At 43.6% G+C, this 23787-nt stretch carries 21 protein-coding genes, 1 tRNA gene and 1 pseudogene; 7 read left to right on the plus strand and 16 right to left on the minus strand.

Annotated elements, in window-relative coordinates; all coding sequences use genetic code 11:
- Positions 1-52 precede the first annotated feature (52 nt).
- The 10 genes from A3GI_RS10900 to A3GI_RS0107795 all read right to left on the minus strand — a co-directional run bounded on the left by A3GI_RS10900 (position 53) and on the right by A3GI_RS0107795 (position 12024).
- Positions 53-1015, minus strand: a complete 963-nt coding sequence (locus tag A3GI_RS10900; RefSeq protein WP_018360887.1) for an ion transporter — start codon at positions 1013-1015, stop codon at positions 53-55.
- 173 nt (positions 1016-1188) lie between these two features.
- Positions 1189-1854 carry a fructose-6-phosphate aldolase gene (gene fsa / locus A3GI_RS0107755; protein ID WP_018360889.1) on the minus strand — a complete coding sequence of 222 codons (666 nt, stop codon included), beginning with the start codon at positions 1852-1854 and terminating at the stop codon, positions 1189-1191.
- A gap of 40 nt (positions 1855-1894) precedes the next feature.
- Positions 1895-2098, minus strand: a complete 204-nt coding sequence (locus tag A3GI_RS0107760) for a hypothetical protein (protein WP_018360890.1) — start codon at positions 2096-2098, stop codon at positions 1895-1897.
- Positions 2095-4617: a ferrous iron transport protein B gene (gene feoB / locus A3GI_RS0107765; RefSeq protein ID WP_018360891.1), complete on the minus strand. Its 2523-nt coding sequence runs from the start codon at positions 4615-4617 to the stop codon at positions 2095-2097. Before feoB ends, A3GI_RS0107760 begins: the two co-directional genes overlap by 4 nt.
- 75 nt (positions 4618-4692) lie before the next feature.
- Positions 4693-5961 (minus strand): THUMP-like domain-containing protein, encoded by a 1269-nt coding sequence (locus A3GI_RS0107770; RefSeq protein ID WP_018360892.1) that lies wholly within the window; start codon positions 5959-5961, stop codon positions 4693-4695.
- On the minus strand, positions 5954-6481 hold the full coding sequence (locus A3GI_RS0107775) for a gamma carbonic anhydrase family protein (RefSeq protein ID WP_018360893.1): 528 nt from the start codon (positions 6479-6481) through the stop codon (positions 5954-5956). The genes A3GI_RS0107770 and A3GI_RS0107775 overlap by 8 nt, the downstream gene beginning before the upstream one ends.
- 83 nt (positions 6482-6564) lie before the next feature.
- The gene (locus tag A3GI_RS0107780) at positions 6565-8346 is read right to left on the minus strand and encodes an aminopeptidase P family protein (RefSeq protein WP_018360894.1); all 1782 of its coding nucleotides are present in this window, start codon (positions 8344-8346) and stop codon (positions 6565-6567) included.
- Positions 8347-8384: 38 nt separating this feature from the next.
- Complete coding sequence (locus tag A3GI_RS0107785; protein WP_370445998.1) at positions 8385-9941, minus strand: DUF4301 family protein; 1557 nt, start codon at positions 9939-9941, stop codon at positions 8385-8387.
- Positions 9942-10011: 70 nt separating this feature from the next.
- Entirely contained in the window at positions 10012-10350 is a 339-nt protein-coding gene (locus A3GI_RS0107790; protein WP_018360896.1) for a translation initiation factor, read from the minus strand.
- Between the two features lie 6 nt (positions 10351-10356).
- Positions 10357-12024: a nucleoside kinase gene (locus tag A3GI_RS0107795; protein ID WP_018360897.1), complete on the minus strand. Its 1668-nt coding sequence runs from the start codon at positions 12022-12024 to the stop codon at positions 10357-10359.
- Positions 12025-12124: 100 nt separating this feature from the next.
- Here A3GI_RS0107795 and A3GI_RS0107800 point away from each other — a divergent pair, with 100 nt between their 5' ends.
- The 7 genes and pseudogenes from A3GI_RS0107800 to A3GI_RS11495 form a co-directional block, all read left to right on the plus strand.
- Positions 12125-13252, plus strand: a complete 1128-nt coding sequence (locus A3GI_RS0107800) for a hypothetical protein (protein ID WP_018360898.1) — start codon at positions 12125-12127, stop codon at positions 13250-13252.
- 9 nt (positions 13253-13261) lie between these two features.
- Positions 13262-15202, plus strand: a complete 1941-nt coding sequence (locus tag A3GI_RS0107805; RefSeq protein ID WP_018360899.1) for a DNA topoisomerase IV subunit B — start codon at positions 13262-13264, stop codon at positions 15200-15202.
- A 462-nt stretch (positions 15203-15664) separates the two neighbouring features.
- Positions 15665-16099: a VOC family protein gene (locus A3GI_RS0107810; RefSeq protein ID WP_018360900.1), complete on the plus strand. Its 435-nt coding sequence runs from the start codon at positions 15665-15667 to the stop codon at positions 16097-16099.
- Positions 16100-16139: 40 nt separating this feature from the next.
- Entirely contained in the window at positions 16140-16397 is a 258-nt protein-coding gene (locus A3GI_RS0107815) for a DUF3781 domain-containing protein (RefSeq protein WP_018360901.1), read from the plus strand.
- 142 nt (positions 16398-16539) lie between these two features.
- The gene (locus A3GI_RS11660) at positions 16540-16695 is read left to right on the plus strand and encodes a hypothetical protein (protein ID WP_018360902.1); all 156 of its coding nucleotides are present in this window, start codon (positions 16540-16542) and stop codon (positions 16693-16695) included.
- Entirely contained in the window at positions 16695-17324 is a 630-nt protein-coding gene (locus A3GI_RS0107825) for a DNA alkylation repair protein (RefSeq protein ID WP_018360903.1), read from the plus strand. Before A3GI_RS11660 ends, A3GI_RS0107825 begins: the two co-directional genes overlap by 1 nt.
- A gap of 73 nt (positions 17325-17397) precedes the next feature.
- Positions 17398-17625 (plus strand): annotated as a pseudogene (locus A3GI_RS11495) (glutamine amidotransferase); the annotation flags it as partial.
- Between the two features lie 101 nt (positions 17626-17726).
- On the opposite strand, the gene A3GI_RS0107835 reads toward A3GI_RS11495, so the two are convergent.
- From A3GI_RS0107835 to rho, 6 genes are all read right to left on the minus strand, one after another.
- The gene (locus A3GI_RS0107835) at positions 17727-18998 is read right to left on the minus strand and encodes a lytic transglycosylase domain-containing protein (protein ID WP_169333230.1); all 1272 of its coding nucleotides are present in this window, start codon (positions 18996-18998) and stop codon (positions 17727-17729) included.
- 92 nt (positions 18999-19090) lie between these two features.
- Positions 19091-19762: a DUF5683 domain-containing protein gene (locus A3GI_RS0107840; RefSeq protein ID WP_018360906.1), complete on the minus strand. Its 672-nt coding sequence runs from the start codon at positions 19760-19762 to the stop codon at positions 19091-19093.
- Position 19763: 1 nt separating this feature from the next.
- A complete protein-coding gene (locus A3GI_RS0107845; protein ID WP_018360907.1) occupies positions 19764-20645 on the minus strand; it encodes a ParB/RepB/Spo0J family partition protein in 882 nt (293 codons plus the stop codon).
- Complete coding sequence (locus A3GI_RS0107850) at positions 20642-21409, minus strand: ParA family protein (protein WP_018360908.1); 768 nt, start codon at positions 21407-21409, stop codon at positions 20642-20644. The genes A3GI_RS0107845 and A3GI_RS0107850 overlap by 4 nt, the downstream gene beginning before the upstream one ends.
- A gap of 158 nt (positions 21410-21567) precedes the next feature.
- Positions 21568-21644, minus strand: a tRNA-Arg gene (locus A3GI_RS0107855).
- Positions 21645-21722: 78 nt separating this feature from the next.
- On the minus strand, positions 21723-23753 hold the full coding sequence (gene rho / locus A3GI_RS0107860; RefSeq protein ID WP_018360909.1) for a transcription termination factor Rho: 2031 nt from the start codon (positions 23751-23753) through the stop codon (positions 21723-21725).
- Positions 23754-23787 lie beyond the last annotated feature (34 nt).

Below are 23787 nucleotides of genomic sequence, written 5' to 3' on the forward strand. Positions count from 1 at the left end.
TCCACAAAAATACGGAAACATTCCGAATTAGAGACACTTAGCAGAAAAACACTTATGATTCCCTCTGTTGGCCTTTATCCGGCAAATGTTCGGAATCGGTATCCCGGTGTCTACGATGAGGCGGTATTTGCTTCTTTTGCGACTTGACCAACCCTTCTCCGCAATAAGGACAAAAAAGAGCTCCTGCATCAAAAACAGCCTTGCCGCAAGTGTGACAGCAACAGGTCGGCCTGCGGTTATTTTTTCCTTTTGTCCTATCGGGAGACAGGTAACGGTGGTTCTTTACCATCTCCCCGGAAACAATACCCGTAGGAACGGCTATGATCGAATAACCCAAAAGCATGACAACAACCGACAAGAATTGCCCCCAACCGGTTACGGGGGTTATATCGCCATAACCAACCGTAGTCAAAGTGACGACAGCCCAGTACACAGCCCTCGGTATACTTGAGAAACGAGGATTGATAGGACTCTCTATCAAATACATAAGACACCCGAGCAAAATAACCAGTAAAGCCACAAAAACCATAAAAACGGAAATTTTGGGAATACTGGCACGAATGGTTCGATACAGATAGTCGCCTTGCCTGATATACTGCCCCATTTGCATGATTTTGAAGGCGCGTATAATCCGCAGAACCCGCACGACCAATAAAAAATGAAAAGAGGGAAAGATGAAAGAAAGATATGTGGGAAGAAACGAAATCAAATCTACCAATCCCATAAAAGAGAGCACATAAGATTTTCGTCTGCCTGCACAATAAACACGGAGTATATACTCAAGGGTAAAAACAACGGTAAAAATCCACTCCAACACATTGAAGATACGATGCCAGGCTGAGGGAATATCCGGCATACTGTCTAAAAGGACGACAACAACGCTCAGGATAATGACAATAAGCAAAAGGATATCGAAAATCTTTCCTCCCGGAGTTTCTGCTCCGAATATGATACGGCGGAGGTTTTTCTTTGAAAAAGCCGAGCGCAGGGTTTCTTTCCGAATAAAAAAAGTCATGATGAGGGTTTTTAGAGAAAAGGAGACTGTTTCCTAAAAAACGGAAACAGTCTCCTTTATGTTATTTGGTCTGACGAGAAATGTGCAGACATTCGGCTTTCAGCAGGATATCGGAGAGAAAAAACGTCTCCTCTCCACAGCTTTCGGTCTGAATATCGAGCCAAGCCACGAATCTATTTATTTTGTGCTGCTTTCTTATGGTCTTCCAAAAATTGTTTTAAGCCGCTGTCGGTCAGCGGATGCTTAAGCAAACCTTTGATTGCGGCAAGGGGGCAGGTAGCCACATCGGCACCGGCATTCAAACATTCGATAATATGCTGGGTATGACGGATGGAGGCAGCCAAAACCTGTGTTTTGAATCCATAGTAACGATACATCTCCACAATATTTGCCACAAGGTCCATCCCATTACTGCTGATATCGTCCAGACGACCGACAAACGGAGAAACATAGGTAGCTCCTGCTTTTGCAGCCAATAAAGCCTGCCCCATGCTGAACACCAAAGTACAGTTTGTGCGGATACCATGATCGGAGAAATATTTTATCGCTTTAATGCCGTCTGCTATGCACGGCACTTTAACCACAATCCGGGAGTGAAGACGATGAAGTTCGGTACCCTCTTTTATCATTTCCTCGTACTCCGTGGCAATAACCTCGGCACTGATATCGCCTCCGGGAACAAGATTGCAAATATCAACGTAATGTTTGTTGCAGTTTTCAACACCGCTAATACCCTCTTTTGCCATCAAAGAAGGATTGGTGGTTACGCCATCCAATACGCCTAAGTCATTTGCTTCACGAATCTGATCTAAATTTGCAGTATCTAAGAAGAACTTCATACTCAATAGTTTTTTGATTATTATCGACAAAGTTAATGATTTAGCACTTATGTTCGCTTTTCTTTGTTTTTTCTTTTGACTGTTTACGTTTGCCAGCACCCTTTTGGGAAAGAGAGCAGTTACTGCAACCCACAGAACATTGTCCGTCCTCATCGGCAGGTCTGATAAACATCTTATAGATATTACGCCCGAGGATAAACACCACCCCCACACCGATCAATATCACAAGAATATATTGTATCATATTAACGAACCTAATTGAAAAATAAGACAACTTACCATCCAGGCCAACGTACAGGAATATAAGATGGAAAAAAGACTCCACTTCCAACTGCCGCTTTCCCTGCCGATAGCAACGACGGTAGCGATACACGGGAAATAAATCAGAACAAAAACCATGAAACTGTATGCAACCAAAGGAGAAAAGGACGGGGTTCCGTCAATTTTGACATCCGATTTTAACCGCTCGCTCAATTGAGCGGTAGCCTTCTCGCTATCGTCTGCATTACCGGTGTAAATAACCCCCAAAGTGCTCACAACGACTTCTTTTGCAGCCAAACCGGATACCAAACTTACACTCATTTTCCAGTCGAAACCCAGGGGCTGCATCACCGGTTCTACCATTTTACCCAACCGGCCTATATATGAATTTTCCTGATGTATCATATGCTCCACAAGGGAAAGACTGTCGATGATCTGTTCTTTTTGAGTTTGCTCCAAAGACGCATCCGCTTCCGTTCGGGCAATTTGCTTTTCCAAATTGTCCATTCGTTCGTCAGAACGGGGGAAATACCCCAAAAACCAGATGACAATAGAAGCTAACAGAATAACGGTACCCATCTTTCGCAAATACTGTTTGCCACGGGTCCACATGTGTATGAGCACCGACTTGGTAGTGGGAATACGGTAGGGAGGCAACTCCATAACAAAAGGGATGTCTTCCCCCTTAAAAACGGAGCCTTTCAATATACGAGCGGTAATAACGGCAAGAAGCATACCCAGAAGATAAAGACTGAACAGCACGACTCCTGCCGAACTTGGGAAAAAAGCCCCCGCCAGAAGCAAATAAACCGGAAGCCGCGCAGAGCAACTCATAAAAGGCAATACAAGCATCGTTATCATACGGCTCTTAGGGCTTTCGATCGTTCGCGTAGCCATAATAGCCGGCACATTACAGCCGAAACCCATAACCAGCGGAATGAATGACTTACCGTGAAGCCCCATTTTATGCATAATACGGTCCATGATAAATGCTGCACGACTCATATAGCCCGTATCTTCCATGATAGAAATAAAGAGGTAGAGAATCAAGATATTGGGTAAGAACACGATTACCCCGCCAACGCCCCCGATCACCCCGTTTATGATCAAATCTTTAAGAGGTCCGGCAGGCATCCATTGAGCCACGAAACCGGACAGGACTTCGACTAAAAGCTCCAGCCACTGCATAGGATATTCTCCCAATACAAACGTACACTGAAACATTATGAACATGAAAAACATAAAAATCGGGAAACCCCAGGCACGATGTGTTACAATACGATCGATACGATCGGTAAGGTTCTCCACATGTTTGCGCTTATGTACATACGTTTCCCTAAGAGCACCGGCGATAAAACCGTATCGCTGGTCTGTCATCTGCGCCTCCACATCATCGTTACCCAAGTGGCCTTCCAATACTTTCAGTTCATAATCGCGGACCGTAATCAGAAAAGCCCCTTTAGCAAAATTATTTTTCAGAAAATCCTCCGTATACCGGTCCTGTTCAACGAGCTTGACAGCAATGTATCTGGACGACACGTGCGAAGGCAGGTCGATATACTTCTCGACTTTCTCCTGTAAGTTCTGTATTACCGGTTCTATGGTACTGCCATAATTGATATGAATCGAACGGACAATTCCGGTCTCAGGATTCAGCATATGCTGAGGCGTATGCTTCAAACCTTCATAAACCGTAACGATCTGATCGAAAAGAGCATGAAGCCCCATTCCGCTGCGGCAAATGGTAGGCACCATGGGAATACTCAGCAGACGTCCGAGGGAAGGATAATCCAAAAATTCCTTTCTTTTGTTGAATTCGTCAAACATGTTCAGAGCAACAACCATCGGAATATCCATCTCCTTAATCTGAAGAGTCAAATAAAGATTGCGCTCAATGTTGGTAACATCTATAACATTCAGCACGATATCCGGGCGCGAAGTCTCGGAGGTAAGAAAGTTTCGTATGTAACGTTCCTCAGGACTGTAAGGGGAAAGGGAATAAGTTCCGGGCAAATCTATCAATTCGATACGATAACCTCTGAAATAAATGTAGCCCGATTTCGCTTCAATGGTCACACCGCTATAGTTGCCCACATGTTCGTGTGCTCCGCTGGCCTTATTGAACAAACTCGTTTTTCCGCAGTTGGGGTTACCCATCAAAGCAACCCTGATCGTTTCCTTTTTTTGGAAATCCGATTGAAGGAAAGGCCGACTGTCTTCGGGCATTGTAGTATTCTTAAAACCGACCGGTTCTTCTTCCGGATTTTCTTCCTTAACGTCGATGCGTCTTACCTCTATCAGAGCAGCATCATCACGTCTTAACGACACGTTATAATCAAGAATACGATAATATATGGGATCGGAGAGCGGAGCACTATGGACTACGGTTACTTCTTTCCCCTGAATAAAGCCCATTTCCAGAATCCTTTTTCTAAAGGCTCCCTTGCCGCCGACTTTATCGATAATGGCTACTTCTCCTGTTTTCAGTTCAGACAGTTTCATACAACAAAAATACAAACGATATACACCGTTTGCACTTAAAACATTCTAAAATACCTATAAATAGTGACTCCGCATTTATATAGCTCCAAGGGACTCGAGACCAATTCTCTCGCATCGTAATAAGACACGTTCTCCGGAATACAATGTGGTAGCATAGAAAATAACCTCGAAACCGTCTTTGATTCCTGTTTTCTTTCTAAGCTCATCCACCGATAGCGGAAAGTTCCGGCAAGTAATCTGCGCTCTGGGATATTCTTTCTTTAAGTTTTTTATGACAGACGACTTAAAAGGCAATACACCCCGTATGCCAAAACTACGTCCCGGGAAACAGGAAACAAATTCTCTACTCGTGTATAGATGGCTGTTAGCGGCTAAAGCACTCAATCGATATCGAGAGGCAATGGTCTTGAAAAGACCGCTTTTCATAACAGACGCACCGGGTTCATAGAGATAGGATTCAGGTGCGGCATAAACAGATGCCGGCAGTTCTTTCTCTTCATCAAGAGAGCCGGTCAGCGTATAGTTTTCTTCTCCTAAAGAATTCAAATCGACAACATGCACCGGTATCTGTCCGGCCGTATGAGTTTCACCCTTGCCACAAACATATAGCAATATCTCTTTTACCTCATTGGATACGGAAACGATGTGTGCCCGGCTTATGCCGGGCAGGTCGAGAAAAAGAGCAGAAAGATCAAGCATCGGAGAAACTTTGATCAAAAAATCAGGCTCTCGCAATTTCTTACTTTTACAATATGCCCGGATATTTTCCATCAACACCGACACATTCGGCTCGCAATCACGCAAAGCATATACCCGTTTGTACTTATCCGCCTGTTCTCTGCGAGCGGGGTCTATGTAAAGCAGCTCTGCTCCCTGTTCGATGACATAACGCCACCAATCATTCAAATCTCCATTCAAGATCTCTATATTATCCAGCCCCAGCCGATGAAAGTTATACTCCGCAGCTCGACATAATCGCTCATTACGTTCTACATAAATAAGTTTCCGGGCAATACGGGCCAGACAGGAACTATCTACGCCAAGCCCCCCGGTTATATCCGCCACAATAGAATTTTTGCGCACGAATCTTTGTTTATAAAGTGCCGTAGCCATACCGGAGCATTGCTCCACAGACAGTTTATCAGGTACATAACACCCCGTATCATGCCATAAACGAACCTTTGAAAACAAAGAAGAAGCACACTCCAACTGAGTAGCCACTTCTTTTCTAAGCTCGACCGGAATAGAATTCTCTCCCAACAGCAGGCGATCGGGATTTTTCCCCCGATACTCCTCTGTCAAACGCATAACGGTGTCGATGGTGTCTTTCTCCGGTTTACTCATCTTTATCTACCTGATACCAGGAGGCATACATCTGATAATTGCCGGCAATGCGTTTGTTTATTTCCTGCGTCTGCTGCGGATCTGCTTTTTTTACAAACTTGGCAGGAATACCGGCATAAATGCTATAAGGCTCTATCTTCGTTTTGGAGAGGACCACGGAACCAGCAGCCACGATAGCGCCTTCTCCGACCTCTGCATCATCGAGAATTACGGCATTCATACCGATTAAAGCATAGTCATCGATCTTTGCCCCATGTACGGTTACATTATGACCGATGGAAACATTGTTTCCGATCTCGATGGTAGATTTTTGGTAAAGCGTATGCAATACCGATCCGTCCTGAATATTTACGTTATCGCCTATGCGTATGGAGTTGACATCTCCACGAATAACAGCATTAAACCAAACGCTGCAACCGTCTCCCATCACCACATCACCTATTACAGTGGCATTTTCAGCCAAAAAACAATTCTCCCCGATCTTCGGATCGAACCCTCTTACAGGAATAATTAAAGCCATAAAAAATCAAACTATTATAAAAGCTCGAAATGCGGTTTAAGCAACTGCACTTCGAGCTTATGAATCAGACTATATAAAATCAATTAAATCTTCTCCGTTTTCTTACGTAACCAGGCAGCTTCTTCTTTCGTCAGGGAAGGACTCAATTTCCGGTAAACCATCTCCTGATACTCATTGTACCACGCTACTTCCGCCTCTGTCAACAACTCTTTTTTCACCAGAGAGTTATCCAGATAGCAAAGAGTAAGTGTTTCAAAACCGAGGAATTTACCGAATTCCGTTTCACAGTTCACCTTGGTTACCACCAGGTTTTCGATGCGTATACCGTATTGGTCTGCACGATAAATCCCCGGTTCATTGCTGGTTATCATACCGACTTCCAAAACCGTAGGATTAACTTCGGTTCTGATATTTTGCGGTCCTTCATGAACATTGAGGAAACAGCCGACACCGTGACCGGTGCCATGCCCGTAGTTAAGCCCCCTATCCCACAAAGGTTTTCTTGCCAGAATATCGATCTGACTTCCCCGGGTTCCCTGCGGATACTGACACATCGCTATACCGATATGGCCTTTCAGCACCAATGTATAGTCGGTTTTGATTTCGTCCGACACTTTACCCAAGGCAATCGTACGGGTAATATCAGTGGTGCCGTCAAGATACTGTCCTCCGCTATCCAGCAATAAAATACCCTCCGACTCCAATCGATAGGAAGACTCCTCTTTTGCCTCATAGTGTACAATAGCGCCATGCCCCTTGTAGCCGGCAATCGTACCGAAGCTATCCCCATAGAATTTTTCGCCTTTGGCTCTAAATCCATTCAGTATTTTTCCGATCTCATACTCTGTAGGCCTTTCTCCTTCTGCCAACGCCTTTTCCAACCAAATGAAAAACCGGGTTAACGACACACCGTCGCGCACCATAGCGTTTCTTACTCCGTCCAGTTCGGTCTTATTCTTAATGGCTTTAAGCATCGTAATAACGGAAACGCTTTCGATGATACGGCAATGAGCAGGAATAGCTCTAAAAAGTTTTTCAGAGATACGCTTGCTGTCTACAAGCAATTTAACCTCTGCTCCCAAACCGGAAATATAATCGACAACGGACTCATACGCTCTTACATGAATACCTTCTTTTTCCAATGCCCCTCTAAGTGCATCATCGACCTTTTCGGATTTAACAAAAAGAACAGACTCTTTATCCGAAATAAATCCGAAAGCCACACCTACCGGATTGAAATCGACATCATAACCTCTCAGATTGAAAACCCAGGCGAGTTCATCCAACATCGTAACGACTACGGCATTGGCTCCCTGTTTTTTCAATTCGGTATTAACAATGGCAATCTTCTCTTTAGCCGTATAACCGGCATATTCGGCAGACTGGCGGAATAATTTTTCCCCCGGAATATCGGGTCTGTCCGTCCATATCTCTTCCAAAAGATCCGTATCCGTTCTGAAAACAATACCGAAATTATCCAAAGCCTTCTCCAGCACTTCAGCCTGCGCATGTGAATAGCAGGCGCCATCACACGCTACCGTCTTTCCGACAGAAAGAGTTTGGGTAAGAAACTGCTCTATGGTAGGAACACCGGGAACAGCTTCTTTGTAAAGTTCGATGGTACTGCCCTTCAACTGTTCGGCAGCCTGCAAAAAATATCTGGAGTCTGTCCACAAACCGGCTTTATCTGCCGTAACAACCACGGTACCGGCAGAACCGCTAAATCCGCTGATCCAGGTACGTCCTTTCCAACGCTTCGGAGTATATTCACTAAGATGGGCATCCATGGAGGGAATGATAAAGGCATCGATATTGTTCCTGGCCATTGCCTTGCGCAATGCCGTTAAACGAGATTTGATATCCATTTTTCGTTGTGTTTAAAAAATTATTGAATGTGTGTTAATTATTTTTTCAAGGCTGCCTGATGACTGCTTCTGAGCAGGTCGTTTACTGTCTTTACGGGATTGAATGTATTGATCGGGACCTCTACAAAAATCGTATTCCAATGGTGCATGGCCCCATTCCATAATCCGGGTCTTTCCAAGGCTTTTAAGGCGCGTCCATCACTGCTTTTATTCGATATGAAAGCAGTTTTGGGGTTCACGAACTTCTGCAAATCGAATTTCTTACCCTTGTAATCTTTAATGTTGCACACCAAATCCACGGGATTGAAAAAACGCCCTTCTTCAAACAATGCCTTCTGATCGGGTCTGTTCATATCGATCTGAGTACTCTCCAAAATCTGCAGGGAAGTAGAACCGTCAGGCTCACGCACCACAAAAGGCCCCCCTCCGGGTTCTCCCTCATTGCGAACCATACCGCAAACGCGAACAGGTCGGTTAAGTTTCTCAAACAAAAAGGCCTTAAGCTCTTCATCGGAAAAAGAATTTCTATCCGGATGCTTAATCATGTAAATATCGCTCAGATAATCTGCAATCCTGTCTAATTCAGAACGGGAGACATGCTCTCTTTCCAGTATCCCCAAATAACCGAACGTCTCCTTACAGGCCTGCACGAGAATACCGCCCAGAAGTTTTTTGTTGATGATCGTGGAACTCTTGTAATAATCCGGAACAACATTATCGATATTCTTAATAAAAACGACATCGGCATCCGGCAAATCATTCAGATTGCTAATGAGAGCTCCATGCCCTCCGGGTCTGAACAGAATGGAACCATCGGATTTCCTGAAAACGGTATTATCTTCTGTCAAAGCCAAGGTATCCGTACTTGCTTTCTGCTCGCTGTATGTCACTTCAAAAATAACACCGAAATATTCTGTATATGCCGGAAGACTCTTATCGATAAGAGCTTTAAACAGATCTCTGTGTTCGGGAGAGACTGTAAAATGCACATGGCTTTTCCCATTTTTCTGTTTCGCATAAAGAGCGCCTTCGGCCAAATGCTCTTCCGCTGCCGTACGTTTGGATTTAGGGTAAGCATGAAAAAGAAGCAGCCCTTTGGGGAGATTGCCATAATTCAACCCCTTCTCATTGATCAGGTTGTCGACTATATTTTTGTGCTTTCCGGCCTCCATCAATTTCGATATGGGTTTCCATTCATTTCTCAAACAAGCCTCATTCAGACGATCGAAAAAAGCAAAATTATTGATTTGTGTAAAAAATGTCTTTTCCGCATCTGTTCGAGGTTCGGAATAGCCGGCATCCATAAAAGAATACAAATCTTTGAACATGCGAGACGCTGCTCCCGATGCCGGTACCATTTTATAAACCTTACCCTGAGCTGTGGACAGGAAATGCTCCCATACGTTCAAAAAAGAATTGACCTGCTCGTTTTCCACACGCATGATACCCTGCTCCAAAGAAGCCGAAGCCACTATATCCAAATAAGGAAAGCCATCGCGTATCGCAGCTATTTGAGACATCGCTTCTTCCATAGAAATACCGTGCTCCTGCAATTGTTCTAAATCTTCGGAGCTAAAAATCTCTTCCATACTCATTTTTTCTTCCATTTATCCGTTCCGATCATTATCAAAAGAAATATTCTTTTATGTTTTCCTTACCTTAAAGTTAATATTTCCTGGCCTTCTTATATCCCATATCAGAGAGGATTTTAAGGATCTGTTCTCTCTTGTCTCCCTGGATGATAACGGCTCCGTCTTTTACAGAACCTCCCACGCCACATTTATGTTTGAGCTCTTTTGCCAAATCCTTCAAATCTTCATCCGGACCAACGAAGCCGCTCACCAGTGAGACTTCTTTACCGGAACGGTTTTTCTTATCCAAAGTAATTCGTAATTGCTGCTCGGCAGGAGGCAACAACTCCTCTTTTCCGGTCTCCTCTTCTGTATATCTGTAATTCGGGTCTGTGCTGTACAGCACACCCAGTCTTTTCTTCCAATCCGCCATTTTCTTTCAATATTTGAATGAGCTACCCCCAAGGAACTCTCTTACGATAGAGATGCTGGGCAATAAATGCTCGGGAATAGAATAAAAGTAACGCAAAAAATCCAACAAACGATTGGCAGAAGCATACTCCGGCTCACTCTCGGGTACCTCTCGCAGTATAGGCTCGGCATAGGGTTTCAATGCCGCAAGTTCATACAGCATGGCGCTGTTGAACATCACATCGGCGTTCTCCTGATAAGGGAATACCCATTTTTCCTCTCCCTTGCGTACGCTCGGCCAGCGTCTGATAGTTTCCACGGCCGAATAACCGCGATAATTATAGTCCCGAACGATACGGCGTATCAATCTGTTGTCGGTACTGGGGATACGGTTATGCGCATCAAGAGCGATACCGGTCAGCGCACTCACATAAATTTTATACGTTTTCGATGGGTCTACATTCTCCAACAGCAATGGATTAAGAGCATGTATACCCTCCATCATGAGTATTTCTCCGTCATTCAATTTTAATTTTTCTCCCCTAAAAACTCTTTTTCCAACACTAAAATCGAACGAAGGCAAATCGACTTCCTCTCCATCCAGAATTCGAGTAAACTGTTCATTTAAGAAAGGCAGATCCAAAGCATACAAAGACTCAAAATCATACTCTCCTTTTTCATCGACGGGAGACAACTCCCTGTCGACAAAATAGTTATCCAAAGAAATCCCATGAGGTTTGAGCAGATTGGTTTTCAACTGTACCTGCAACCTTTTGCAGAATGTCGTCTTTCCGGACGAAGACGGCCCCGAAATCAGCACGACTCGCAAGCCCTCTTGATACTTCTTGGCTATTTCTGCCGAAATCTCGGCAATACGTTTTTCCTGAAAAGCCTCTGCCACCAGAATCATGTCCTCTACATCGTCGGCTCTGATCATGCGATTCAGATCTCCCACATACTTTGCGTCGACCACCGCAAGCAAACGGTTCTGAAAATCGAAAGCCTCACTCAGTTTGGGCTGTGAAATAAACGGTTTAAGCCGGGTGGTATCTTCGGGATCAGGAACGCGCAATAAGGCCCCCTTTTGATAAGGAACGAAATCGAAGAGATGCAAATACTCCGTAGACGGTACCAAACAATTGTAAAAATGGTCGATATAGCCGTCCAACTCATAATAACGGGTATAAGCCGCACCGATAGATTCGAGGAGTTCGCAACGGTCTATATGATTTTCACTCCTGAAAAGTTTCAGTGCTTCTTCGGTACGGACGTTATGTCCGTTAAAAACATGTTTTTCCCGGATAATCTGCTCGGCTTTCTGTTTAATGCGGAGGATATCTTCAGCGGTAACCTCATGCCCGTTGCGTATTTCACAATAATAGCCATTGCTCAATGAGTGTTCGATATACAAATGGCAGTCAGGCATAATATCGTCTACGGCCTTACTGATGACAAAAAAAAGGGAGCGCACATAAGCCCTCATGCCATCTTCATCCTTAAGTCCGCAGAAAATGATATCCGCCGGCTCATATACTTTACGTGACAAACAGGTATCATGGTTATTGATTAAAGCACACATAGGCTTAAATCCCAACAGGCTTTCGTAAAAATCGGCAACCTCGATTAAAGAAACGCCGATGGGAAACTCATCCGAACGGTCTAAATTCTTGCAGTATAAAGTGATAGTCTCGATCATGCTTCAAGTTATTTCGTTATTTTTGTGAATAAAGATAACAAATACTAAAGAGGGAAAGAATTCTCCGACGTATCTAACAGAAAATAAACCTAAAATAACTATGACGGTAGAGGTTAAACAAATATTTGATAAATCGGACCTTAAAAAGTTCGTCAAATTCAATTTGGAACTTTATAAAGATAATCCGTATCATGTGCCCGGGCTCATCGATGATGAACTAACGACGTTGGACCCCAACAAAAACCCGGCATTCGAATTTTGTGAAGCCGCTTACTTCCTGGCCTACAAAAATGGCGAAATCGTCGGACGTATTGCAGGCATCATCAACCATAAAGCCAATGAAACCTGGAACCAGAACAATGCACGCTTCGGATGGGTCGATTTCATAAACGACAACGAAGTGGTGGATGCTTTGTTTAATGCCGTAACGGCCTGGGCTCTTTCAAAAGGGAAAGACATGCTCCAAGGGCCTATGGGGTTCACGGATATGGATCACGAAGGCATGCTCATCGAAGGTTTCGACCAAATGGGTACGATGGCTACGATATACAACTATGCATATTACCCGAAACAGCTGGAGCGTTTAGGTTTTATAAAAGATCAGGACTGGAAAGAATACAAGATATACGTTCCCAAAGAAGTACCGGAAAAACACCTGCGTATCTCCAGTGTGGTAAGGCAAAAATACGGTCTGAAAACACTAAAGTTCAAGAATAAAAAAGAACTCATGCCTTATGCACACCGTATTTTTCAGACACTGAACAAAGCATACTCCAACATTTACGGTTTTTCCGAACTCACGGATGCTCAGGTGGATTACTATGTAAAAATCTACATTCCCATGGTGCGTCTGGACTACATTACAGCCATTATACGTGAGAAAGACGACGAAGTCGTGGGCTTTGCCATTACCATACCGAACCTGAGCCATGCCCTCAAAAAAGCAAAGGGCAGCATCTGGCCATGGGGAATCGTCCATTTGCTGAAAGCCATGTATGGCAAGAACAAAATCATAGACTTCTACCTTATAGGCGTTATTCCGGAATACCAGAATAAGGGAGTAAACGCTCTATTGTTCGATGACCTTATCCCCATCTACCAAAAAAACGGCATCCATTATGCAGAAAGCAACCCCGAGTTAGAGACAAATATGGCCGTGCAGATGCAATGGAACTATTTTGAAAGAAAACATCACAAAACCCGTCGCGCATACATCAAGCGCATCTAAAAGCCGAACATGGAAGAAAATATTGTTTTTTCACAAACCGATTATACAGAAAGCGATATAAAAACACTTGAGTGGGACGAACACATTCGTCGCCGCCCGGGTATGTACATTGGAAAACTGGGAGACGGATCGCATCCGGACGACGGTATCTACGTGCTCCTGAAAGAAGTCATAGACAACTCTATAGACGAGTTTGTAATGGGTTGCGGCAAACGTATAGATATTACAATCGAACCCAACGGATACTGTGTGGTCAGAGACCACGGCCGGGGCATACCCATCGGGAAACTGATCGATGCAACCAGCAAAATGAATACCGGAGCAAAGATAGATTCGGCCGCTTTCAAAAAATCCGTCGGGCTGAATGGCGTAGGTATCAAAGCGGTCAATGCCCTGAGTACCACATTCCAGGTTACGGTATGGTACAACGGACAGACAAAAACGGTCAAATACAACCGGGCACAATTGATCGAAGAGAGCGAAACTGCTGCGGCACAAGAATATGAAACAGGTACGGAAGTACGTTTCCACCCGGACAACGAACTATTCAAAAACTATGAATACCGTCTGGATTTCGTAGAGGCCATGATCAAGAACTACAGCTTTCTGAACATAGGGCTGACAATCACGCTGAACGGCAAGAAATATCTTTCCAGAAACGGGCTGCAAGATCTTTTGGAGGATAACATGACGGGAGAGCCTCTCTACCCCATCATCCACCTTATGGGGCACGATATCGAAGTGGCCATAACGCACACCAATCAGTACGGCGAAGAGTTCTACAGTTACGTAAACGGTCAGTATACCACACAGGGAGGCACTCATTTGTCAGCCTTTCGAGAACAGGCGGCACGCGTTATCAAAGAATTTTTCGGCAAGAACTACGACTACTCCGATATTAGAACGGGTATGGTCGCAGCCATTAGTTTGAAAGTGGAAGAGCCGGTATTCGAAAGCCAGACAAAAACGAAACTCGGCTCAAGAGACATGGCCCCCAACGGACCCACAGTACAAAAGTTCATTGGCGATTTCCTAAAAAAAGAACTGGACAACTATTTGCATATACATACCGAACATGCGGAACTGATGCAGCAGAAAATCCAGATTAGCGAGCGCGAAAGAAAGGCCATGAGCGGTGTAACGAAACTGGCCAGGGAGCGGGCGAAAAAAGCCAATCTTCACAATAAAAAACTCAGAGACTGTACTCAGCACCTGAACGACCCCAAAGCCAAAACGCCGGAACTTACAAGTATCTTTATTACGGAGGGGAACTCGGCCAGCGGATCCATTACCACCAGTAGAGATCCCAACCTGCAAGCCGTATTCAGCTTAAGAGGAAAACCGCTCAACAGCTACGGACTAACGAAGAAAGTGGTCTATGAAAACGAGGAATTCAATCTTCTGCAGGCTGCACTCAATATAGAAGACGGTCTGGACGGACTCCGGTATAACCGCGTCATCATCGCTACCGATGCAGATGATGACGGTATGCACATCCGGTTGCTCCTCATTACGTTTTTCCTTCAATTCTTCCCGGATTTGGTCCGCCACGGACATGTCTATATTTTAGAGACACCGCTTTACCGGGTTTCCGTGCCGGATACAACGACATCAAAAAATATCTTTCTGAATGAGGGTTCGGGCAGAAAAGCTAAAAACAGCAAAGCGGCAACAGAGGAAAACAATAAATCGATCTACTGTTACTCCGAAACTGAAAAACAGGAGGCACTAAAAAAACTGGGCAAAAAAGCACACATCACCCGATTCAAAGGTTTGGGAGAAATTTCAGCCGATGAGTTTAAGGAGCTGATTTGCGAAGAAAACATCAGGCTTGAACCCATTACGATGAAAAAAGAGGACAACATCAGTCAAATGCTGTCTTTCTATATGGGCAAAAATACACCTGACAGACAAAACTTCATCATAGACAATCTGGTAATAGACGATTGATCCAACATATAGGCCCGGCTGAAATCTTCAATTCCTGCAAACAGGATTATTATCATCTTTGTGAAATCTCACGTCAAAAAACCTGAGATGAACACAACTTTTATCCACTCTGAAGAGAGTAAAAATTCTTTGCCTGACGGTTGAAAATCCTTGTTAAGGAAAATAAAAATCCAAGTTAACTTCGTTGAAAATTCTTCAGGCAAAGGATTTTGACCCCATATCTCACTCTAAAGAAACGTTACGGATATTAGGAAAAAAACAGAATGTTGAGGCTGTGTTAAAACTCCATCCTCCCTAAATCAACTATCATTTGTAAAGAACAATCGCTATCAAAGAGCTAAAAACTCAATGATAGCGATTGTTTTATTTGAAGAGTCTGTCACTTATATCGAATTTATGTTATGGAATTCTGTAAATTTACTGTTGAAGGCTATCGGATAAAAATCATTAAAAAACTGAAGAATGAATAAGATAACATGTATTTGCCTTGGAGTTCGCGATATGAAACGAGCCATAAAGTTCTATCGGGACGGACTCGGCTTTAAGACCAATGAGAAAAGCGATAACCCTCACGTCATATTTTTCAATACGCCCGGCACAAAGTTCGAACTTTATCCACTCGACCTGCTATCCAAAGATATCGACAAAGCCAATCCACCGAAAGTTGCCAACGGCTTTGCAGGGATTACTCTGGCCTACAATGTGGAGCAACAAAAAGAAGTGGATGAAGTGGTTGAGCTGGTACGACACGCCGGAGGAACGGTAGTCAAGGAGCCGACAGAGACTTTTTGGGGTGGCTACCATGCTTACTTTACAGACCTTGACGGATACTATTGGGAAGTGGTTTGGGGAGCGATGTTCGAATATGATGAGAATGGTCTGCTCAAAGACTTGTAAGCTCTTCACTCATCAGATTTTATAGTGCAAAGATAAAAATATGAGCAATCCTCAGAAAAACATCATCATCGAAAATCTCTGCTACACGGAGCTTGTCTACAACAGGATAAACCGTAAGCTGGGGCTTTGCCTCTCCTCCAAAGAGATCAGGGAATTTATCTCAGGTGTCATTGGACGAACAGATGAAACACATTTTCTGCAAAAAGGCAAGAACTATTACATCGTTAACGAAACGGAACACATTCGCATCACCGTTAATTCAAACACATACAGAGTCATCACAGCAGATAAAATTTAAGTATCATAAAAGAATTTACAGTTTGCAAGACAAACAACCCAATACTGAATAGGGAATGACACTTAGTATCATCGATCCTAAGATTTCTGCATAGGACATATTTCCATGGTTGTACAGTCCTATTCGTCCGACAGCCGGCAAAATGAGCGATAAAATTGTTCTGACCGAAAATATCACCGAAAAGAAGAAGTATGTATTTTGGGATATGGCAACTTCTTCCTTGTTGTGGAGAAAAGAGCGCATGGACGAGAATAATAAACAACAAGCCGTTTTCAAAGTAATTATGGAGAAAAGATAATGAAAACAGAGATTAATAATATACTCAATCGAATACAGCAAATCGAACATGGCTTTCAACACATCAACAGTGGAGCGGATGAAATGTTGGCGATGTTCTCAAAGGAACAATGTTTTGATTTTGCATGCCAGCTATTCAAACAGGAAACCTATCAAGCACGAATGTTGGCAACTGCAATACTGGGGCGTTTAGCAGCGGAAAATAATGATGCTCTTTCTTTTCTGAAAAAGCAAGTAAGCATCGATGAAAATTGGCGTGTACAGGAAATGCTTGCAAAGGCTTTTGATGAAGTATGCAAAAATAGAGGCTATGAAATGTCCTTGCCGCTCATCAAAGAATGGCTGAATGACGATAACCCGAATGTTATCCGTGCAGTAACGGAGGGGTTGAGGATTTGGACGAGCCGCCCTTTTTTCAAAGAAAATCCATCGGTTGCCATTGAACTAATCAGCAAGCATAAAGCACATGAAAACGAGTACCTCAGGAAATCTGTGGGAAATGCCTTGAAAGATATTGGCAAGAAGCACAAGGGGTTAGTTCTGGAAGAACTGAACACTTGGGATTTGTCAAACCCTTTGATTCAATTCACACATAAACATGCAATAAAACAGTTAGATAAGAAGAAATAAAATGAATTACGATAATTTTTCTACCCATCGGAGAACTTTGAAGAAAGCAAGAAATTCCACACAGAAGTTTTAGAAGCACACGGGCAACGGTCTTGACCAACTCAAACAATGGGGCGGTGAAAGTTATACGAATGAGACCGGCTATGTAGATGTGAAAGCTGTCAGTGACGGAAATATCGTTACGGCAAACGGTTTGGGCCATTTGGAGTTTACTCGCAAATTGCTATATCTTCTGGGAGCCAGTACTCCGAAGAATATTGCTTCGTGGTACGCTTTTTTCAAAAAAGGATTTTATCGATAAAATAAACGGCTATGGGTGATGATATAATATGAGTTAGTCAAGATTTACTTCAATTTATTGTTTGTTTACGTTCATTCGTAAATGAAATTGCTTCGCTTTTTCTAAGTACGAACAATCAACCTTTGACCAACTCTTAATTTATTGGATTTCAAGCCATTCAATCGCTTCAAGGTGCCCACGGTCATATGGTGTTTTTTGGCTATTTTACCCAAAGTATCTCCTTTTCTCACCCTGTAATACTTCGTGGAGGAGGTACTCATACCGAAATCCGAAGTTTTATCCGCTCCGGCCATATCCACAGAAACGACAGACCGCTCCGAAAACAAAGAATCTCTCTTGGCATCCAACATAAAAACGGCTCCTACCGGCAGTCTCAGAGGATAAGGTTTCACATTGCCCGGAATTACTTTACGTTTGTACTGGGGGTTAAGGATGCGTATGTCTTCATGGCTGACACCGGACAACTCATGCACACGGTCGAAGGTTAAAGATTTATTCACCATGATCGTATCCGTAGCAATCGGCGTCCCGACTTCATAAGAACCGATTTGGTGCTCCTTATGATACGACATCGCATAGTAAGCACCGATAAATAAAGGAACATACCTGCGGGTTTCGCGTGGCAAATACGGATACAACTTCCAAAAATCCCGGCTCCCTCCGGCTCTGCGAATAGCACTGTTTACACGTCCGGGACCGCAGTTGTAGGCAGCTATAACGAGAAGCCAGTCTCCATAAATATTATACATATCGCGCAAATATTTGGCCGCTGCCTCCGTACTCTGCGAAAGAGACATACGCTCATCCACAAGGCTGTTTATATCCAAGCCATAGATTTTTCCGGTAGGAAGCATAAATTGCCACAATCCGGCAGCACCTGCCGGAGAAACGGCCACCGGGTTCAAACCCGATTCTATAATAGTGAGATATTTAAGCTCAATGGGCAATTGATAACGGTCGAAGATCTGATCCATCAGGGGAAAGTAAAGATCTCCGATGGTAAGAACCGAACTGATCAGCCCGGATCGTTTATACAAAAACATCTCGATAGCATCTTTTACCCACACATTATAAGTCAAAGGAATAGCCGTGGGCAATTTGGAGAGACGCTGTACATAAACGCTATCGGGTATATTATGATTTTTCGGTAAAGACGACACATGGCTATTACGTTTCTTCGTATAACCGGCATGCCACGTCTTGATGAGTTGCTCCAGATCTTTATCATAAGACAGTGGCAAACTCATGTCATCATTCGATGAGGCCGGTCTTTGCAATGTTTTTCCGTCCAAAGTATCGACAGCTGCCGTAGCCAAACTGTCGCCATGGCTTGTCTTAACCGTTCTTGTTATACGTGCTGCTCCGTGTTGCACAAACTGCGCCTGTGTAAACGTCTGCACAAAAACAAACAATACACAGAACAAAAACAACGGAGATATTCGCTTCGATGATTTCAATATCATTTTCAAAAAAGTAAACTGCAAGATACACCCAATTGCGGGATTTGCATCGGTTGATTGCTCATTTGCACATCGGGAGCAATTCGCATGGTAAGATCGGGAGTGATGTCGAACTCATACAGTTCGGCATCCACATAAGCATCCAAAATGGAAAGAAGATAGACCCCCGCAGTAACAATAATACTTAAATCGCGGTATCGCCTGAAAGTATCGTTACCCCTCTTGAGCGGTTCTTTCAGATGGCCGTATTTGGCATAATCTTCCGGTTTGGTACCGGGCGGAGCAAAGTCCAGCCATGCGGTATTCTTTGACGGATCTTCACTCAAAAAATCCCGGTAGGCATTGCGGTACTCATTATATGTTTTGGTATTCCAGATAAGGGCATAAGTACATGCTGTGAAAGCTCCGTAAACAATGGGTAACTTCCAATATTTGCGGTTATAAATCTGGCCACCGCCCGGAATAAGGCCGAAGAGAATGGAGTATTTAGAATTCGGCTTCCAATATCCCAAGGATACCGTATCTGATTTAACAGGCGCAATATTGTTTCCGGGGTTCACGGTTTGGTTCCGCTCCACCAACAGACTATCCGCCAACTGCTGCTCTGCCTCTAAAACTTCTACAGAAAAGAAACAAACAGCACAGACTATCGCCAAAATTCTTAAATACCTGTTCATACTAAGTGTTGCGGATTTTTTCGAAAAGAAGCATTATACGCTCCAATTCATCTTCAGAAGTAAAAGCGATTGTCAATTTACCGCTCCCCTTATCATTACAATTGACAGAAACCTTGGTACAAAAGAACTGCTCCAAATGTGCAGCCAGAGCCTTATAAATCTCTTTCTCTTTCTTTTTAGAACCCAATTTGAACGGAATCTCCGTCTTTCCCTGCTGCCAGTCACGAGCCAGTTCTTCCACTTTTCTCACGCTCAATCCTTCATCGATGATTTTACTGTAAAGAAGTATCTGTTTTTCGGCTTCATCCAGCTGTAACAAAGCGCGTGCATGGCCCATATCGACTTTATGTTCGCAAAGCCCTAACTGCACCTCTGCCGGCAACTTCAGCAAACGCAGATAGTTACTCACCGTGGCACGACCTTTGCCGACACGTTTGCCGAGCTCGTCCTGTGTAAGCCCGAAAACCTCCAAAAGTTTTTTATAAGCCAATGCTATTTCAATGGCGTTCAGATCTTCGCGTTGAATATTCTCAACCAAGGCCATCTCCATCACCTGTCCATCCTCTACTTTACGGATATAAGCAGGTATTGTATCCAATCCGGCCATTTGACAGGCACGCCATCTACGCTCTCCGGATATAATCATATAACAGCTCGAACCCAAATCCTGCACGGTAATGGGTTGAACCAGACCTATGGCTTTAATTGAGGTGGCCAACTCTTCCAAACCTTTTGTATCGAACTCCTTTCTCGGCTGGTCAGGATTGGGAGCAATATCCGAAAGCAACAGTTCGCTGATTGAAGAAGATCCGGAAATATCTCCTCCGGACAAAAGACTATCCAAGCCTCTCCCCAAGGCCGATTTATTTCTGTGTTTTGTCATTTTTCGTGTTTTTTCAAGAGTTCGGCTGCAAGTTGCAGATAATTCAAAGCGCCACGACTTTCCGCATCGTACATCAAAGCCGGCAATCCGTGACTGGGAGCCTCTCCCAACTTTATATTCCGTTGAATAACGGTATCAAAAACAAGTCCCTTAAAATGCCGTTTAACTTCTTCGTATATCTGGTTATTGAGTCTGGTCCGGCTGTCGTACATGGTAAGGAGAAAGCCTTCTATTTCCAACTGTGGATTCAAACGGCTTTTGATAATTCTAATCGTATTCAACAGTTTGCTAATTCCTTCGAGGGCAAAATACTCGCATTGAACCGGAATAATTACACTGTTAGCTGCCACCAAAGAGTTTACCGTAATTAAGCCCAAAGAGGGAGAGCAGTCAATAAGAATATAGTCATACATATCCACTACCGGAGCCAAGACTTCTTTCAGCACTTTTTCCCGGTTAGGCACATTCATCAACTCGACTTCCGCACCAACCAGATCGATATGAGATGGAGCCAGATCCAAGCCATCGACCAATGTCGGTATCAGGATGTCTTTAATGGATAATTGGCTGCATAAACACTCATAAATAGTTTTTCGCAAATTAGCTACATCGCATCCCAAGCCCGATGAAGCATTAGCCTGAGCATCAGCATCTATCAACAGCACTTTTCTCTCGAGCGATGCCAAAGAAGCGGCTAAATTGATGGCGGTAGTGGTCTTCCCCACCCCTCCTTTTTGATTTGCGAGGGCTATTATTCGTCCCATAAATCTGTTTTAATAATTTAGTTCAAAACTAATGATTTTAGATGATATATAAATGATTGCTTATGGTTTATCCTTTTATTATAACGATAGATACGGAAAGATTCGCATATACACGATCACCTGTAAATAGAAAAAGGGATGCTCCCACATCCCTTTTCTGGTGATCGGGCTGGGATTCGAACCCAGGACCGACAGCTTAGAAGGCTGTTGCTCTATCCAGCTGAGCTACCCGACCCCTTTCGGTTTTTCTTGAAAACCGTGGCAAATGTACGGATTTTTATGATAATAAAGACCTATACTGTCAAAAAAATCATTACCTGTTCATCGACGCCAGAAATTCCATATTCGTAGATGTCAACTCCATCTGCTTCTTTACCTGCTCCATGGCCTCTATCGGGTTCATGTCGGACAAGAAGTTTCTGAGCACCCACATCCAGTTAAGAGTTTTCTCATCCTGAAGAAGATCATCACGGCGGGTACTGCTGGAAACGATATCCACAGCAGGATAAATACGTTTGTTGGCAAGTCTGCGGTCAAGCTGTAACTCCATATTGCCCGTACCTTTGAATTCCTCAAAGATAACATCATCCATTTTAGAGCCGGTTTCCTGCAAAGCCGTAGCCAAAATGGTCAGACTGCCTCCGTTTTCAATATTTCGCGCTGCACCGAAGAAACGCTTCGGTTTTTGAAGTGCATTGGCATCCACACCGCCGGAAAGGACTTTGCCGGAAGCCGGCTGAACCGTATTATAAGCGCGTGCCAAACGGGTAATGGAGTCTAACAAAATTACCACATCATGCCCACACTCTACCAGTCTTTTGGCTTTGTTCAATACGATTTCTGCAATTTTCACATGTCGTTCGGCCGGTTCATCAAAGGTAGAGGCGATAACTTCTGCATTAACATTACGTGCCATATCCGTTACCTCCTCCGGTCTCTCATCTATCAACAGAATAATCATGTAAACCTCCGGGTGATTGGCAGCAATGGCATTGGCTATATCTTTCAAAAGCATCGTCTTACCGGTTTTCGGCTGTGCAACGATCAAACCGCGCTGACCTTTACCGATAGGAGAAAAGAGATCTACAATCCTCACTCCCAATTTATCCGCAACGGAAGGAACATTCGGAGATTCCAACCTGAATTTTTCATTTGGGAAGAGCGGGGTTAAATGATCGAAAGGGATACGATCTCTCACCTCATCCGGCGGCAATCCGTTCACCGACCTCAATTTTTCAAACGGGAAATACTTCTCACCGTCACGAGGCGGTCTGATCGTACCGCACACCGTATCACCGGTTTTAAGACCCATTTGTTTGATCTGCATCGGAGATACATAAACGTCATCCGGAGATGATAAATAATTATAGTCTGCAGATCTGAGAAAGCCATATCCATCGGGCATCACTTCCAATACGCCCTGACACTCGAGCACATCCTTAAAATCGAATGCCGGCTCCATTTGCTCCGGCATACGTTGCGGTTTATTAGGAGCAGGAGACTGCTGTGGAGCAGATTGCTGAGGACGATTGCTCTGCGATTGGTTGGGCTGCTGTTTCTTTGGTTGTTGCTGAGGCTGGTTAATCGGCAAAACCTGATCTAAAAGCGTCGTACTGTTTTTATGTCTGAAAACCCGGGTACCATCTACACCGACAGACTGCTGAACAGCTTCGCTCGCCTCTTTTTCTTTTGCTGTATCTGTATCATTGGAGGTAGCCACAGGTACCACCGGCGCCAAAGGCTGTTCTTTTATATTAGCAGCTTTAGATTGCTCTTCGGTTTGCTTTGGGATCGGAGGGGTATCGTTTTTTTCTTGATTTTTGGCTACATCTTTTACCGGAGTTTGCCCAAAAGATTCTTCTTCCTGACGTTTTTGACTGTTACCGAATTCTTTTTCCGGAATATTTTCCTCTATTTCAGACTTAGAAGGTCTTCCCCGTTTCTTTCGAGTTTTCGGAGCTTTACCCTCATCGGCCGAATCTTGTTCTTTGGCATTCGATTCTTCCGGTTCTTCCTTTTTTTCAGCAGTTCCGGCATTTTGTTTCGACTTGGTACGATTGGTTTTCCTGCTTGCCTTTTTTTCCTCTTTTTCCTTGATTTTTACGGCATTAACGCCCGCTACATTTACAGCCTGGGCATCCAATATGTCATAAATAAGGTCCTGTTTTAAACTTGCACCTTTAATGCCAAGCTCAGAGGCAATTTCCTTTAATTGTTCAACCGTTTTTTCGTTGAGTTCAGTTATATTAAATTTCTGCATAAAATAAATGATAATCTTTTGATAAATATAACTTTCTATACAGTAAAAGATAGAGCTATAAGTATTGATTATTCTTCCAATCATTATTGATTACGAAACCAATAACAACATCGAAGGA

Origin of the sequence: Porphyromonas macacae DSM 20710 = JCM 13914, from assembly GCF_000379945.1 — a bacterium.
Lineage (GTDB): Bacteria > Bacteroidota > Bacteroidia > Bacteroidales > Porphyromonadaceae > Porphyromonas > Porphyromonas macacae.

What these genes read in the sequence shown, in the direction of transcription:
- A3GI_RS10900 (WP_018360887.1), bottom strand. Translation starts at nt 1,015, where the DNA reads ATGACTTTTTTTATTCGGAAAGAAACCCTGCGCTCGGCTTTTTCAAAG.
- fsa (WP_018360889.1), bottom strand. Translation starts at nt 1,854, where the DNA reads ATGAAGTTCTTCTTAGATACTGCAAATTTAGATCAGATTCGTGAAGCA.
- A3GI_RS0107760 (WP_018360890.1), bottom strand. Translation starts at nt 2,098, where the DNA reads ATGATACAATATATTCTTGTGATATTGATCGGTGTGGGGGTGGTGTTT.
- feoB (WP_018360891.1), bottom strand. Translation starts at nt 4,617, where the DNA reads ATGAAACTGTCTGAACTGAAAACAGGAGAAGTAGCCATTATCGATAAA.
- A3GI_RS0107770 (WP_018360892.1), bottom strand. Translation starts at nt 5,961, where the DNA reads ATGAGTAAACCGGAGAAAGACACCATCGACACCGTTATGCGTTTGACA.
- A3GI_RS0107775 (WP_018360893.1), bottom strand. Translation starts at nt 6,481, where the DNA reads ATGGCTTTAATTATTCCTGTAAGAGGGTTCGATCCGAAGATCGGGGAG.
- A3GI_RS0107780 (WP_018360894.1), bottom strand. Translation starts at nt 8,346, where the DNA reads ATGGATATCAAATCTCGTTTAACGGCATTGCGCAAGGCAATGGCCAGG.
- A3GI_RS0107785 (WP_370445998.1), bottom strand. Translation starts at nt 9,941, where the DNA reads ATGAGTATGGAAGAGATTTTTAGCTCCGAAGATTTAGAACAATTGCAG.
- A3GI_RS0107790 (WP_018360896.1), bottom strand. Translation starts at nt 10,350, where the DNA reads ATGGCGGATTGGAAGAAAAGACTGGGTGTGCTGTACAGCACAGACCCG.
- A3GI_RS0107795 (WP_018360897.1), bottom strand. Translation starts at nt 12,024, where the DNA reads ATGATCGAGACTATCACTTTATACTGCAAGAATTTAGACCGTTCGGAT.
- A3GI_RS0107800 (WP_018360898.1), top strand. Translation starts at nt 12,125, where the DNA reads ATGACGGTAGAGGTTAAACAAATATTTGATAAATCGGACCTTAAAAAG.
- A3GI_RS0107805 (WP_018360899.1), top strand. Translation starts at nt 13,262, where the DNA reads ATGGAAGAAAATATTGTTTTTTCACAAACCGATTATACAGAAAGCGAT.
- A3GI_RS0107810 (WP_018360900.1), top strand. Translation starts at nt 15,665, where the DNA reads ATGAATAAGATAACATGTATTTGCCTTGGAGTTCGCGATATGAAACGA.
- A3GI_RS0107815 (WP_018360901.1), top strand. Translation starts at nt 16,140, where the DNA reads ATGAGCAATCCTCAGAAAAACATCATCATCGAAAATCTCTGCTACACG.
- A3GI_RS11660 (WP_018360902.1), top strand. Translation starts at nt 16,540, where the DNA reads ATGAGCGATAAAATTGTTCTGACCGAAAATATCACCGAAAAGAAGAAG.
- A3GI_RS0107825 (WP_018360903.1), top strand. Translation starts at nt 16,695, where the DNA reads ATGAAAACAGAGATTAATAATATACTCAATCGAATACAGCAAATCGAA.
- A3GI_RS0107840 (WP_018360906.1), bottom strand. Translation starts at nt 19,762, where the DNA reads ATGAACAGGTATTTAAGAATTTTGGCGATAGTCTGTGCTGTTTGTTTC.
- A3GI_RS0107845 (WP_018360907.1), bottom strand. Translation starts at nt 20,645, where the DNA reads ATGACAAAACACAGAAATAAATCGGCCTTGGGGAGAGGCTTGGATAGT.
- A3GI_RS0107850 (WP_018360908.1), bottom strand. Translation starts at nt 21,409, where the DNA reads ATGGGACGAATAATAGCCCTCGCAAATCAAAAAGGAGGGGTGGGGAAG.
- rho (WP_018360909.1), bottom strand. Translation starts at nt 23,753, where the DNA reads ATGATTGGAAGAATAATCAATACTTATAGCTCTATCTTTTACTGTATA.